12 protein-coding genes and 1 tRNA gene are annotated in these 14641 nt (G+C 61.7%); 8 read left to right on the plus strand and 5 right to left on the minus strand.

Going from position 1 to position 14641, the window contains the following annotated elements:
• Positions 1-8: 8 nt before the first annotated feature.
• The 4 genes from WB650_RS02505 (at position 9) to WB650_RS02520 (ending at position 4833) form a co-directional block, all read left to right on the plus strand.
• Positions 9-920: a polysaccharide deacetylase family protein gene (locus tag WB650_RS02505; RefSeq protein WP_422305007.1), complete on the plus strand. Its 912-nt coding sequence runs from the start codon at positions 9-11 to the stop codon at positions 918-920.
• A 12-nt stretch (positions 921-932) separates the two neighbouring features.
• Positions 933-2186, plus strand: coding sequence for a histidine--tRNA ligase (hisS, locus tag WB650_RS02510; RefSeq protein ID WP_422305005.1), 1254 nt, complete (start codon positions 933-935; stop codon positions 2184-2186).
• A 62-nt stretch (positions 2187-2248) separates the two neighbouring features.
• Positions 2249-4045, plus strand: coding sequence for an aspartate--tRNA ligase (aspS, locus tag WB650_RS02515; RefSeq protein WP_423959297.1), 1797 nt, complete (start codon positions 2249-2251; stop codon positions 4043-4045).
• A complete protein-coding gene (locus WB650_RS02520) occupies positions 4042-4833 on the plus strand; it encodes a hypothetical protein (protein ID WP_422305001.1) in 792 nt (263 codons plus the stop codon). The genes aspS and WB650_RS02520 overlap by 4 nt, the downstream gene beginning before the upstream one ends.
• Positions 4834-4999: 166 nt before the next feature.
• Here the strand turns inward: WB650_RS02520 and ald are convergent, their stop codons facing one another.
• Positions 5000-6106, minus strand: coding sequence for an alanine dehydrogenase (gene ald, locus WB650_RS02525; RefSeq protein ID WP_422304999.1), 1107 nt, complete (start codon positions 6104-6106; stop codon positions 5000-5002).
• Between the two features lie 4 nt (positions 6107-6110).
• Here ald and gcvH point away from each other — a divergent pair, with 4 nt between their 5' ends.
• Positions 6111-6776, plus strand: a complete 666-nt coding sequence (gcvH, locus tag WB650_RS02530) for a glycine cleavage system protein GcvH (protein WP_423959299.1) — start codon at positions 6111-6113, stop codon at positions 6774-6776.
• A 17-nt stretch (positions 6777-6793) separates the two neighbouring features.
• Here gcvH and WB650_RS02535 read toward each other — a convergent pair whose 3' ends face one another.
• Positions 6794-8191, minus strand: coding sequence for a zinc-ribbon domain-containing protein (locus WB650_RS02535; RefSeq protein WP_422304995.1), 1398 nt, complete (start codon positions 8189-8191; stop codon positions 6794-6796).
• A gap of 86 nt (positions 8192-8277) precedes the next feature.
• On the opposite strand from WB650_RS02535, the gene WB650_RS02540 reads away from it, so the two are divergent.
• Positions 8278-9402, plus strand: coding sequence for a glycosyltransferase family 4 protein (locus WB650_RS02540; protein ID WP_422304993.1), 1125 nt, complete (start codon positions 8278-8280; stop codon positions 9400-9402).
• A 271-nt stretch (positions 9403-9673) separates the two neighbouring features.
• Here the strand turns inward: WB650_RS02540 and WB650_RS02545 are convergent, their stop codons facing one another.
• Both WB650_RS02545 and WB650_RS02550 read right to left on the minus strand, forming a co-directional pair.
• Positions 9674-10519 carry a glycosyltransferase family 2 protein gene (locus WB650_RS02545; RefSeq protein WP_422304991.1) on the minus strand — a complete coding sequence of 282 codons (846 nt, stop codon included), beginning with the start codon at positions 10517-10519 and terminating at the stop codon, positions 9674-9676.
• Positions 10516-11217, minus strand: a complete 702-nt coding sequence (locus WB650_RS02550) for a class I SAM-dependent methyltransferase (protein WP_423959301.1) — start codon at positions 11215-11217, stop codon at positions 10516-10518. Before WB650_RS02550 ends, WB650_RS02545 begins: the two co-directional genes overlap by 4 nt.
• 118 nt (positions 11218-11335) lie before the next feature.
• Here WB650_RS02550 and WB650_RS02555 point away from each other — a divergent pair.
• Positions 11336-11421: transfer RNA gene (locus tag WB650_RS02555), tRNA-Leu, on the plus strand.
• A 45-nt stretch (positions 11422-11466) separates the two neighbouring features.
• On the opposite strand, the gene WB650_RS02560 is transcribed toward WB650_RS02555, so the two are convergent.
• Positions 11467-11724: a hypothetical protein gene (locus tag WB650_RS02560; RefSeq protein WP_422306878.1), complete on the minus strand. Its 258-nt coding sequence runs from the start codon at positions 11722-11724 to the stop codon at positions 11467-11469.
• 197 nt (positions 11725-11921) lie between these two features.
• On the opposite strand from WB650_RS02560, the gene WB650_RS02565 reads away from it, so the two are divergent.
• Positions 11922-14603, plus strand: a complete 2682-nt coding sequence (locus WB650_RS02565; protein WP_422306879.1) for a valine--tRNA ligase — start codon at positions 11922-11924, stop codon at positions 14601-14603.
• Positions 14604-14641: the final 38 nt, after the last annotated feature.

Below are 14641 nucleotides of genomic sequence, written 5' to 3' on the forward strand. Positions count from 1 at the left end.
TCGAGCAGATGGCAAACGAGACAAAATCGACGGCCGAACGGCTTGGCTATGCCGCCGATGCGCGCGTGCTCATCCTCAATGCGGACGACTTCGGGATGTGCCACGACCAGAACGAAGGCGTCATCAGGGGTCTGAAGGAGGGCGTGTTCACGTCGTCGACGATCCTCGTGACGTGTCCGTGGTTCGAGGAGGCAGCGCAATTCGCGCGGAATAATCCGGACGCCGACCTGGGCGTCCATCTCACGCTCACCGCAGAATGGGACCGCTACAAATGGGGACCGGTGTCCGGACGCGATGTGGTCCCGTCGCTCGTGGATGAGCGTGGATACCTGTGGCAGACGGTCGCGCAGGTTTACGAGCACGCCCGACTCGATGAGGCGGAAGCTGAGTTGCGCGCGCAAATTGAAAAGGCGTTCGCGGCGGGAATCGACGCGACTCATCTCGATTCGCACATGGGCACGCTGCAACTGCGCGCCGACTATCACGAGATTTACGCGCGGCTGGCCGATGAATATCGCCTGCCGATCAGGCTCGCGTCGCGCCGCCGAATCGGCACCGAAGGGATGGGCGCGATTCTCGACCAGCTCGACGCTGCCGGCGTCGTCACTCCCGACCATCTGATATTTTACGGGCCGTCGTCGGTGGCCGAGACCGAGACATACTGGACGAATCTCATCCGCACCCTGAAGCCGGGCGTGACCGAAATTTTGTGTCATCCTGCAATTGCACGTGACGAACTGAAGACTTGCGCGCGTGATGCGATGCAGCGCGACGCCGACTTCCGTTATTTCACGTCAGACAAGACGCGCCAGCTGATCAAGGACGAAGGCGTCGAGATGGTCGGCTTCCGCGAGCTGCGCGACCTGATGCGCCGAGCCTCTCCCACTCCAGTTCCCCTTCCCACAATGGGAAGGGGTTAGGGGTTAGGTAGCTTGGAACTGACGCGACTCAGAGGGTTTCGAGATCTAATCGCCGCCGACGCGCGCGCGATGAGCCTCGTCGAGGAGCGGGCGCGCGCGATTTTCGATCGCTACTCGATCAAAGAGATCCGCATTCCTGTGCTCGAGCGCGCGCAACTCTACCAGCGCTCGAGCGGCGAGACTTCGGACGTCGTCGAAAAGCAGATGTACACGTTCACCGATCGCGACGAGGGCGAGACCGTCGTCGCGATCCGGCCTGAAGGCACCCCCGGCGTCGTGCGCGCATACATTGAGGCCGGACTCGATCGCACCGATCCTGAGCAGCGTTTTTTCTATTCGGGACCGATGTTTCGTCGCGAGCGTCCGCAGAAGGGCCGCTATCGCCAGTTCTATCAATTCGGCGTCGAGGTATTCGGCAGGCAGGATGCGGCCTGCGACGCCGAGCTGCTGATAATGATCGACGAGCTTTGCCGCGACCTCAAAGTTCCGTTCACGATGGAGATAAATTCGATCGGCGATCAAAAGTGCCGGCCGGCCTTCCGTGAGGCGCTCGTGAAATGGGGGCGCGCGCATTGGGATGAGCTCGACGAGGACTGCCACAATCGCATCGATCGCAACCCGCTGCGTCTGCTCGACTGCAAGCGAGACGCGAAGGTGACAGAGTCGGCGCCGAACAGCCTCGACTTCCTGTGCGACGAATGCCGCGCGCATTTCGACATCGTCAAGGAACTGCTGACCGCCGCGAGTGTTCAGTACGTCGTCAATCCGCGGATGGTGCGGGGTCTCGACTACTATACCCGCACCGCGTTCGAAGTGATGGCGGGCGGTCTCGGCGCGCAAAGCACGGTGGTGGCGGGGGGCAGATACGATGGGCTGGTCGAGACGATGGGCGGTGCGGCGGTTGCGGGGATTGGTTTCGCGATCGGCGTCGATCGAATGGCACTGGCTCTGGAAGCCGCTGGTGAGTTGCCAACGGTCACGCCCGACGCAGCGATTATTTCTATGGGCGCGGCGGCGACTCGTCATGCGGTCGTCGTAGCGCGTTCGCTACGCGGAGCGAATCTCAACATCGAGATGCTTTCGCCCGAGCGCAAGATGAAGACGCTGCTGGCGCGCGCGTCGAAAATTGGCGCGCGCTTCGCGGTGATTATCGGCGACGATGAACTCGCGCGTGGGGTCGTGCAGTTGCGCGACTTGAAGCAAAGCACGCAGCGCGAAGTTGGCGAAGCCGAGGCGGCCGCCCTGATCGCAGGAGCGCGCGGATAGCGAGTGTTTCTTAGACTTGTTGGCACAGGTATCCTCGACCGACGGGACGAATTTCAACTGTAATGGGAAAAACTGAGCAATATTCTCCGCTGCCGCCGTGGACTCGAACTGATTACTGCGGCGCGCTTCGTGCGACCGACGTTGGCCGCGAGGTCGCGCTTTGGGGATGGGTGCAGACGCGGCGCGATCACGGCGGTCTTATCTTTATCGATCTTCGCGATCGCGACGGAATCGTGCAGCTCGTTTTGAATCCGGCGCATAGCGGCCAGGCGCACGAGGCTGCGGGCGACGTCCGCTCCGAGTTTTATGTAGCGGTGAAGGGCAAAGTCGTCCGCCGCGCCGAGGGCACCGTCAACGCCGAGCTTCCGACCGGCGAGATCGAAATAGCGGTAAGCGCGTTCGAGATTCTCAGCGCGTCGGCTCCCGTGCCGTTTCAGATTGCCGACGGCGAGGCGACTGCGGAGGAGATTCGGCTCAAGTACCGCTATCTCGACCTGCGCCGTCCCGAGATGCAGCGCAATTTGCGCCGACGTCATCAGGCTTTGCAGGCGGTGCGGAGCCATCTCGATCAAAACGGGTTTATCGACGTCGAGACGCCGATTCTTTTCAAATCGACGCCCGAGGGCGCGCGCGATTACCTGGTGCCGAGCCGCGTCAACCCCGGGAAGTTCTACGCGCTGCCGCAATCGCCGCAGTTGTTGAAGCAGATCCTGATGATTGGCGGCTTCGATCGCTACTATCAGATCGCGCGATGTTTCCGCGACGAGGATTTGCGCGCGAATCGGCAGCCCGAGTTCAGCCAGATCGATATCGAGATGACGTGCCCGCGCCCTGAAGATATCCAATCGATCGCGGAGGGAATGATCGCGTCGGTTTATCGGAGCGTGCTCGGTATCGACGTGAAGCCGCCGTTTCCGCGGATGCCGTATTCCGAGGCGATCGAACGTTTCGGAATCGACAAGCCTGACCTTCGCTTCGCGATGGAGCTGAAAAATCTCACGAGCGCGTTTGCGGGTACGTCGTTCAAGGTGTTTGCGGAAATTCTCGCGCGCGGCGAGTCCGTCTATGGAATCAACGTTACCGGCGACCATCCGCTGACCCGTCGCGAGCTCGACGAGCTTACCGAATCGGTGAAGTCGCGCCATTCGATGGGACTGGCGTGGATAAAAGTTGGCGAGGGCGGCGCTTGGCAGGGACCTATCGCAAAATATCTGAGCGACGGCGAGAGAGCCGCCGCGACCTCCACTGCGGAATTGAAAACGGGCGATACGATGCTGATGGTCGCGGGACAGCCAGACAAGGTGCGGCCGGTTCTCGGTGATATTCGTTTGCAGCTCGCGACGAAATTCGGACTCGACAAATCTGACGAGCTGAAATTTTTGTGGGTCGTCGATTTCCCGATGTTCGACTACAGCGCCGAGGATAGGCGCATGGTCTCCGTGAACCATCCTTTCACCGCGCCTAATCCCGACGATCTTGCGATGCTCGAGTCGGCGCCGCTCAAGGCCCGCGCACTCGCCTACGACATGGTGCTCAACGGCCAGGAACTCGGCGGCGGCTCGATTCGTATCCATAGCCGCGAGCTGCAAATGAAGGTATTTGAATTACTGGGGCTCACGCGCGAGGAAGCGATCGATCGCTTCGGCTTTTTGCTCGACGCTCTCAAGTACGGCGCGCCGCCCCATGGCGGAATCGCTTTTGGAGTCGATCGAATTTGCATGATGCTTTGCGGCACCGACTCGCTGCGCGACGTGATCGCGTTTCCCAAAACGCAGAAGGCGGTTGACCCGATGAGCGGCGCACCATCCGAGGTCGATCCGCGCCAGCTCAAGGAATTGTCGATCAAGGTGACGTCATGAAAATCAGTTGGACGCTGGCGTCCGCGCGGCTGGCTTTGGTGGCGGGCGCGTTGTTGATGGCGGCGGGATGCACCACGATCGCGGCGGACGCGGTTAATTCCACGACCGGGGCGGTGAGCGACGCGATCAATCAGCGCGACGTGAAGACCCACGCGGTGCGATCGATCAAAACGATCACGATCAATCGCATCGCCGTGATGCCCTTGGCAGAGGATCCCACGGCTGGCGAGCCGCTGGCTCCAGGAGCCGCTGAGGCGATAAGCGCCGAGCTCTACAGCCAGGTCGCGATGGCAGGTGGATGGGATCCGATTCCGGCGCAGGATGTCGACCAGGCGATGCAGAAGTTGCCGCCGACCACGTTCGCGAACCTCGATGAGAACGCGCTCAAGCTGGGCCGCGAAGTCTCGGCAGACGGCGTGCTATATGGCACCGTCGAGCGCTACCAGGAACGCGTCGGCATGGACTATTCCGCGGCGAGTCCGGCGTCGGTTACGTTCTCGCTCAAGTTCGTCGATCTCAAGAGCAAGCAAGTAGTTTGGACCGCGAAGTTCGCCAAGTCGCAAGCGGCGTTGAGCCAGAACCTTTTCGATCTCGCAAATTTCGTACAGCGCTCCGGCCGTTGGGTGCGCGCTCATGAAATCGCGCAGGAAGGCGCGAAGGAAGCAGTCGCGGATCTGCACGGCGATCTCAACCTGACGCAAAACGTCAAGCGGTTTGAAACCGGTACGTACGGCGAACTCAAGTCGGGGCAGCAGAGATATAACACCGGTCCGAACGGGATCTATTAGAAGGGTAGATCACTTAATTTAATGTGAACAATTCTCACCGCTCTTTCGGGAGAGGTCGACGAGAGTCCGCGAGCGGCGGGTGAGGACGCTAGCATCGAGCTGAATGCAAGCGCCCTCACCTGGCGCGCGAAGCGCGCGCCATCCTTTCCCCGGGGGTGAGGTAAACCTACTTCCAGGGGGAGTGCGGTTTCATTTTGAGGGCGCGCGCTACCGCCGGATGGACGACGTGGCCGTCGTAGGTGTTCAGGCCGTGGCGGATTGCTGGGTTTTGCAGGCCCGCTTCGAGGATGCCGCAGTCTGCGATCTCAAGCGCGTAGGTCAGCGTCGCGTTGGTCAGCGCGTAGGTGGACGTGTGCGGAACCATCGCGGGCATGTTGGTTACGCAGTAGTGCACGACGCCGTTGCGGATGAAGGTCGGCCGCGCGTGCGTGGTCGGCGCAGACGTTTCGGCGATACCACCCTGATCGATCGATAGGTCTACGATTGCCGCGCCCGGACGCATCCGCGAAACCATCTTCGCACTGAGCAGCCGCGGCGCCCGCGCGCCGGGAACCAGCACCGCGCCGATCACCAGATCGCAATTGGTTACCTCCTCTTCGAGCGTCGCGCGATTCGACATCACGGTGGTCACGCGACCGCCGAGCAAATCGCCCAGGTAGCGGAGACGAGTCGGGTTGATATCCATGATCGTCACTTCGGCGCCGACGCCCGCCGCCACCCGGCATGCGTTGAGGCCTGAGATTCCGCCGCCGAGCACGACCACCTTGCCCGGCCGCACGCCCGACGCCCCGCTGAGCAGCACGCCGCGACCGCCGCTGCGCGCCTGCAGGCACCATGAGCCGGCCTGAATCGCGAGACGTCCCGCAACTTCGCTCATTGGCGCGAGCAATGGCAGGCTCGAATCTTCGAGCTGGATAGTTTCGTAGCCGACTGCGGTTACGCGGCGGCTCACCAGCTCTCGCGTAAGGCGAGGGTCCGCGGCGAGATGAAGATAGGTGAACACGATCAGCCCTGGGCGCATCAGCGGGTACTCGGGCGGCAGCGGTTCCTTGACCTTGAGGATCAGGTCGGCACGGCGCCATACGCCGGCCGCGCCGGCTACGATCGACGCGCCCGCGTTGCGATAGTCGCGGTCGGAAAATCCGCTGCCGACTCCGGCGCCCGACTGCACCGTCACGCGATGACCGTGCGTGCGCAATGCGGCTACGCCGGCCGGAGTCAGCGAGACGCGCTGCTCGTCGGATTTTATTTCAGTCGGAATTCCGACATTCATGCAGATGAGTCCTCCGCGCCTTGCGCGCATGGCCGATGGTCGCGCGCGCATCGACGATACGGCGGGCGACGAGCGGCAGGCAATCGCGGCGCGTGCGACCGCTAACGCTATCGACGCTCGACAGTCAAGAGTCAGGTGTGTAATCCATGCAAGCTCGGGTGCGAGTAGGAACTTGACAAAACTCGCGCCGCTGCGCTTCATGACATTGGATGTGATCGCGATCGACCTGCGCGCGCGCCGGGGCTTGAAATACGCGCCGCTCGCGATCTACGGAGGAATCATGGAGATCCCCCAGGGACTCAAATATTCGAAAGAGCACGAATGGGTTGCGACTGAAGACACGGTCGCGACTGTTGGAATCACCGATCACGCGCAGGACCAGTTGGGCGAGATCGTGTACATCGAATTGCCCGCGGTCGGCGACAAGGTCAGCAAGGACGATCCGTTCGGCGTGGTTGAGTCGGTCAAAGCCGTTTCCGATATATACGCGCCGGTGACAGGCACTGTGATCGAAATCAACGAAGACCTGCCCGAGAGCCCCGAGACCGTCAACGAAGATCCGTACGGCGACGGATGGCTGATCAAGGTGAAGATCACCGACATGAGCGATCTCGAAGACCTGATGGACGCCGACGAGTACACCGAGCTGCTCGCGCGCGAGAAGGAATAAATCGCGGGCGGCGAGGCTCAGGCGGGAGGGGCGACGGTCGAGCTGGATTCGGCCTTCGAAACCGAGACTCTAATCTTGCCGGCGCCCGCTGGAGGATCGATGAACACCATCAGGAACGGCGCCGACGCCGACGGCTCAATCGTGAACGTCTTCTGCGGGCTCAATCCCTGAGAAAATTCGATTTCGCGCGGCGTCATTTCACCGAGCATCGTGGCCGAGAGTTCGTTGCCGCAATAGACGCTCAGGTTCGAGATCGGACTGGCGCCGGCGCCAATCAGATCGGCGTCGATCGCGACCAGGTGCAGCGGGCGGTTGCCCACGTTCTGCGCGGTGCCGGTAATCACCAGCGCGACATGGCCGCCCTTCAGCGAGTAGTACTCCGAGCGGACATCATGCAGCGTCACCAGCATCGCGGGCACGATCGGACGCGCGAAGTAATCGCCGATTCGCGGAGCGCCGCTGAGAATTCGCGCGCTCGCAACCGGCTCGTCGCAGATGAGCGCGCTCGCGCCGAGAAAAGCGATCGCGACGAAGAAAAACAGCGCGAGAAAAACCCCGGAGGCATGAGTCGGCCCGGGCGAGGCTTCCTCGGCGGTGTCGTCCTCTTCGGCATGGCCGAGCTGGAACCCGGTGGATTTCGCGCGAGTCGGCGGCTGCACGAATCGAGGCATCTCGGCTTCCAGAGGGGCCGCCATACGACGCACCGTGGTGGGCGTCGGTCGCGGAGCCGGCTGCGGATCGGACATCATGCTGGGCGGCTGGCGACTCGGCGCGTGTTCGAAATCGGCCGGCGCATCGCCCACCTGCCAATCATTGTCGGGCGGCTCAGGACGTTCCAGCTCATTCTCCGCCGACGCTTCACCGACTTCACCGCGCTCGTCGCTAAAATCGAATTTCAGATTTTCGCCGGTATCGGCTTGCGGATCGCGGTCGCCGAAGGTGCGATTAAGCGGATCATCGGTTTGCGGTTCCTCCGTAGGTTTCTCTTTTCGATCAGCCGGCGGCTTGGCAGGCGCTGGCGGCGTCTGCGGCGCAGAGGATTCGCGCGGTCGTACGGGCTCGACTCGTTGCGCGCGAGGTTCCGATCTCTGCGGGCGAGGTTCGGGCTTGGGCGCAATCGGCTGTCGCGCCTCGCTGGCAACCTCGCGCTTCACCACGTCGCTTTCAACCGGCGACTTGAGCTCGCTCGCACGCGGCCGCGCGGGGCGAATAGTTCGCGGCGCCTGCGACTCGTTCTCGGGCTGTTGCGGACTCTCTGGCTCTGGCGGCGCCATTTTGCGAACTCTCGCCGGCACCGGGTCCGCGTTGAACACATGGCCGCATCGCGAGCACTTGAAGGTCGGAGTATCGTCGGGCAGGACCCGCTCATCGATACGGTAGCGGGTGTGGCAACTGGTGCATTGAATTTCGATCATTCCTCCACCTCGCCTCCTGCGCGGCAAATTATCACACGGGAAGCGAGCACGCATCTTTTCAGAGCGTCGGGGCGGAGCGTCATTCGATGCGGATAGCGTTGCTGACCCGCCGTTTCGATAGCGCGGGCGGCGGCACCGAGCGCGATCTGATCATCACGGCGGAATACCTGCGCGCGGCGGGGCATCAGATCACGATCTTCGCTGATGAGATCCGTGGCGCAACCGGCGAGTGGGATATCCGTCGCGTCGGCCCCGGCCCGCGATTGGGACGCACGTTGTCGCTGCTGCGTTTCGGGTGGACTGCGGCGCCCACGGCACGTCGCGCGGGAGCTGACATGGTGCTCAGCTTCGCGCGATGCGTCGGGGCAGACGTGATGCGATCCGGCGGCGGCGCTCATGCCAGCTATGTGCGAGCGGCGCGAAAATGGCGCGGTGTGATCGGTGCGACCGCGATGCGCATTACCCCGTATCATCGAGTGCAGATGATCGTCGAGCGTCAGGCCTTCCGCAGTCCCGGCCTCAAGCGCGTGATCGCGGTGTCAAATTTCGTCCGTGACGATCTGATTCGCGAATTCGGTTTGGCGCCGGAGAAAACACTGACGATCTACAACGGCGTCGACCTCGAGCGCTTCCGACCTGCAACCGGCCCGTCGGAACGTGCCGCCATCCGCCAGAAGTTCGCGGTTCCATCCAGCGCGCGCGTGGTCGCATTCGTCGGCAACGGCTTCGCCCGCAAGGGATTGGGATTCCTGATAGAAGCATGGCCGCTGGTGGCCGGCGGCGCGTTTCTGATGGTGGCCGGCGCCGATCGACAGACCGACAAATTCGCGAGGCGCGCTCGCGCGCTCAACGTCGGCACGCGAATAGTCTTCACCGGACCGCAGCCGAACGTCGAGACAATCTTCCACGCGGCGGACGCATTCGCGATGCCCTCGCTGTTCGAACCGTTCGGCAACGTCGTGATGGAAGCGATGGCCAGCGGATTGCCGCCAATGACCAGTGCGTTCTCCGGCGTCGCCGAGATTATCCCGCCGTCGATGCGCGGGTTTCGAGTCGAGAACCCCAACGATGTCGGCGAAGTCGCGCTCCGCCTCGGCGCACTGTTCGACGCGCCCGCGAGTCTCGGCGCTGAAGCGCGAGCGACAGCAGAAAAATTCACCTGGACACGATATGCCGAAGAATTGAACGCGCTGATCGGATCGATAGGGTAGAGCGCGCGCGGCAATACACTTTATCTAATGTGAAACCCGCGGTGGGTTTCACGCTTCCTTCGGCAGGGGTCACCCCTGCACCCATCGAAAGAAGGATGCGGGACTTCGTCCCTGTTAGAACTTTTTTCGTGTCATTCAGAGCGTAGCGAAGAATCCCGGCTCTTTTCTTTATACCTCGCCCGCTTAGTTGTGGGAGAGGAGGCCGGCGGCCTCAGCCGACGGTAGGTGAGGGTACTGCGGTTCGAGCCACACGCGTGCAACGCGCACCACTTCACCCGCCGAGGCCGTCGAACATTCCGCGCGCGATTGCGAGACGGCGTTCCTCGCGGGCGATTCGCGGGAGGTCCGCGCGCGTCAATTGCGCGATTCGCAGCCGTGTCATCGCGATTGCGTTCTTTGCAATCACGTCGAGCGCGGAATGTTTCTCATGCAGCATCCGGCATCGCCCACGCTCGCGCGCAATTTTAATGAAGCGTTCGCGATTCGCCCGCGACGGGTCAACGTCGTGATAGACGAGCGCCTTTGGCGCGTATCCGATTCGAAACCCCGCGCGCCGCAGCCGGTGGGACATCTCGGTTTCTTCCTCATGTCCGCCTGCGCCGGGACCAAGACGCTCGTCGAACGGTCCCACTTGCTTGATCGCGTCCGCGCGAAAAGCCATGTTCGCGCCGAGCACGCCGCGCACCTCGACTACTTGTTCGCCGTGGTCGGCGATCGGCAGGTCAAGATACGGTGCCATCGGCCCGACTTTTTTCTTGGGATCTTCGGCCGGGAGGATCCGCCCTTTCATCGCGGCGAACTCGCGATGCTTGTCGAAGAAGTCTTCGACCGCTTCGATGTAGCTCGGCGCGACGACCAGATCGTCATCGAGAAACACCAGGATCTCTCCAGACGCTTGCGCGATTGCGCGATTTTGAACGCGGCACTTTCCGGCGCGCGGTTCGTGCAGATGCTCGAGCGGTATGCCTTCGATCGTAAGATGCGTCGGCGCCAGCGTGCCGTTCTCGGCGATGATAATCTCGCGCGATCCCGCGGCGACTTCGGGCGCGAGGCTCGCCACTAACCGCCGAAGCGAGTCGGGGCGATTGTGCGTCGCGATAATGGCAGTTGTCTTCAACGCCCTTCAATTTTGCGAAATCGCATGATGATATTTTCATCCATCAGCAGGCTCGCGCTGGTCATGAAGCCGAGCAGCTCGCGATTGATCTCGCGCTGCTTCGGATCTTTCACGCGCCCGTAGAGTATCCACGAGAAGCCCGCGATGAACGGCCACAGGACCGGCGCGAGGATTCGCGATCTCAGCTTGCGCCGGCTGCGGCCAAGAGCGTCCATCCGCAGTCCCGCCCCCCACGCGATCCAGTGCAGGTCGTTGAGGCCCATCACGTGCCAGTTGCGGCCGTCGGCGACGCGATATTTGTACGCCAGCGGCGCGCGCCGTCCTTTGTAGTAGCCGCTCAGCAGGTAATGTATCCGCGAGCTGACGTTCAGGCGATTCGGCGTCGTGACGATCGCGACCGCGCCCGGTTTCATCACGCGCGCGATTTCACCGAGCATATGCGGGATGTCCGCGAGATGCTCGATCACTTCAAGCATCATCACCAGGTCGAAGCTCGCGGTGCCAAACGGTAAATCGTTGTCGAGGTTGACCGCAATCCAGCCGGGCTTGCGGGTGCGATACTCAGTCGAGACGACGCGCCAACCGCGCTCCGCCAGCATCCGGCTCGAAAGGCCGTCGCCCGCACTCAAGTCCAGCGCGAGCGATGACGCTCCCGGCGCCGGCGCCAGCGCTACCGCGCCGCGAACCCGCTCACTCATCGTAGTCGCTGATTGTGTTGCACCCGCGCCACGCGCTCAAGACGTCCGCGCGAAAAATCGAAACCTGTCTTGAATTGGAATCATCAGCCGGTTAAACCGTATACTCTTGACCCGGCTCGCGAGAGTGGCGGAATGGCAGACGCGCAAGGCTCAGGACCTTGTGAGCGCAAGCTCGTAGGGGTTCAAGTCCCCTCTCTCGCACCAATCCAACATTTGGCTGGCGCAGTGAAAAACGCGGTCGGCGGCCGCTCAATAGGTCGAGGGTACCCCTTGCGAGGCCTTGTTGCTCGACGATTCCGCGCCATGGCACTTCGCGACGTCCGCTTCGCTGGCGCCGATGGCAGACGCGATCTCGGCGTCGGAGCGACCCGACTGCTGCTGCAACTTCACGACGTTGCAATCGACATGGTCGGTGGACATCATCGAGCTGCAGCCCGAAATCCCGCCCGCGAGAATCAACGTTCCAAGCGCGGCTGCAATACCCATTCTCCGAAACAAGTCTGCCATGAAGTATTTCCTCCGCATTCGAATACGGCCCGTCCCCAAATCCAAGCAAGCGCACGATATTATTAACCGCCTCGATTTTACAAGCTGTAGATCGACCGACGCATCTGCATCAACGCCACGCGCTTGAGAGGCGACCGGCAGGACAATATGATTTGAGCGAAGGGCGTCCGCGCCCTTTTTTCGACGGAGCGATACTGGTGGATTTGCCCAAAACTTTCGATTCCAAGTCGGCTGAAGAGCGATGGTTTCAGCTGTGGATCGACCTCGGCTACTTCACCGCCGATCCCGCGCGCCCGGGCAAAGTCTTCTCTGTCGTTATTCCGCCGCCGAACGTCACCGGCCAGCTTCATCTTGGGCACGCGCTCAACGTCTCGCTGCAGGACATCATCGTGCGCACGCGCCGGATGCAGGGTTACAACACGCTCTGGCTGCCCGGCACCGACCACGCCGGTATCGCGGTGCAGAACGCGGTCGAAAAGGATCTCGCGAAAGAGGGCAAGAACCGTCATCAGCTCGGCCGCGACGCGTTCGTCGATCGCGTTTGGCAATGGCGCGAGACTTACGGCCATCGAATCCTGAATCAATTGCGCCGCCTCGGTGCGTCATGCGACTGGAGCCGCGAGCGCTTCACGCTTGATGCGGGCCTGTCGCAAGCGGTGACGAAAGTCTTCGTCGATCTGTACAACAAGAAGCTGATCTATCGCGCGATGCGGCTGATCAACTGGTGCCCGCGATGTGAAACGGCGCTGTCCGATCTCGAAGTCGATCACAAAGACGTCCAGGGCAGCCTTTGGTACATCCGCTATCCGCTCGCCGACGGTTCCGGCTCAATCACGATCGCAACCACTCGGCCCGAGACGATGCTCGGTGATACCGCGGTTGCCGTGAATCCCGGCGACGAGCGCTACAAGTCGTACGTCGGCAAGACGCTCCGGCTGCCGCTGCTAGGGCGCGAGATAAAGATAATTGCCGATGCCGCGATCGATCGCGAATTCGGCACCGGCGCGCTGAAGGTCACGCCCGCGCACGATCCGGTGGACTTCGAATTGGGCAAGCGTCACGGCCTCGAGCAGATTTCGATCTTCGATGGCACCGCGCATATCAACGAGAATGGCGGCCCGTATCGTGGAATGTCGCGCGAGGATGCGCGCAAGGAAATCGTCAAACATCTCGAGATTGCTGGGCTGCTGGAAAAGATCGAGCCGCATAAGCACGCTGTGGGCGTATGCTCGCGATGCGACACCATCGTCGAGCCGATGCTCTCCGAGCAGTGGTTCCTGGCGATGCGCGCGATGGCCGATCGCGCGATCGAAGCGGTCCGTAAGGGTGACACGACCTTTCATCCCAAGCGTTGGGAGAACGTTTTTTTCAACTGGCTCGAGAACATCCACGACTGGTGTATCTCGCGGCAATTGTGGTGGGGCCATCGGATACCCGCGTACCGATGCGTGCGATGCAATCATTTGATCGTCGCAGCGGAGCGCCCGTCGCGATGTCCCGAATGCGACGGCTCCGACATCGTGCAGGATGCCGACGTGCTCGACACCTGGTTCAGTTCGGGCCTGTGGCCGATGTCGACGCTCGGATGGCCGGAAGAGACGGCAGACTTCGCGCGCTACTACCCGACCAGCCTGCTGCTGACCGGGTTCGACATAATTTTTTTCTGGGTCGCGCGCATGATGATGTTTGGGCTCGAGTTCACCGACAAGGTCCCGTTCAAAGACGTGTACATTACGCCGCTAGTGCGCGACGAACTCGGCAAGAAGATGACCAAGTCGAAGGGCAACGTGGTCGACCCGCTCGACTTGATGGAACAATACGGCGCTGACGCGGTCCGTTTCACGCTGGCGCAGTTGGCCGCGCAAGGCCGCGATGTAATCCTCTCGCACGACAGGTTCGCCGCGTCGCGCGCCTTCGCGAATAAAATCTGGAACGCTGCCCGCTTCGTCATGATGAACCTCGAAGGCGCGGCGCAACCGCTGCCGAAAGTTGAGATCGCAAAACTTGGACTGGCTGAGCGATGGATCCTGTCGCGCCTTGACGACACGATTCGCGAAGTCAGTAGCTCGATCGACGCCTACGAATTCAACGTCGCTGCCATGAAACTGTACCAATTCATCTGGCACGAGTTCTGTGACTGGTATATCGAGCTGTCGAAAGAGCCGCTCAAAGCCGACGGCGAGCGCCAGGCAGCCGCGCGATGGGTGCTAATCAACGTCTTCGACAAGATGCTGCGCCTGCTGCACCCGTTCATGCCCTTCGTGTCGGAAGAAATCTGGCAAGTGATTCACCCGTACATAGACGAGCAGAATCTCGCGGCGCATCTACCGATCGCGAAGTATCCGGAGCCATCGGCAACCAATCCCCTGTCGCCAGCGGAAGAAGTCGCGATGAGTCATTGCATCGAGGCGACGGAGGCGATCAACTCGCTCCGCTCGCTGCTCGGATGGCATCCAGGCCAGCGCGTCACTGCGGTGATTAATCCAAACGACGCAAAGGGAGCTGGCGAGATCGAGACGTGGAGTTCGTACGTGATGACGTTGGGAAAGCTTCAGAGTCTGAATGTTGGAAGGGCGACGGGGGAGCGTGCGGTATCGGGGCACTTGCTGTGGGCTGAGGTCGCGATCGACGCGCCCGAAGGGTTCGATTTCGATGTTGCCCGGCAAAAGATAGAAAAACAGCTTGCCGAGGTCGACAAACACGCTGCGCAGCACGAGGCTCGGCTGAACGACGAGCGTTTCATGACGAAAGCAGACCCTGAAACCCGAGCGGAAGTAGCGCAGCGATTCGAAGAATTACAGGCGCAGCGAAAGCTGCTAACCGAGCAGTTACGCCAACTCGAAGAACGCGCCAGGAAGAAGAAGCTTGTAAAGGTATGAACCTTCCGTGTCATTCAGAGCGCAGCGAAGAATCCCGG

The sequence above is a fragment of the Binatus sp. (SeqCode) genome (assembly GCF_049584895.1).
GTDB lineage: Bacteria > Desulfobacterota > Binatia > Binatales > Binataceae > Binatus.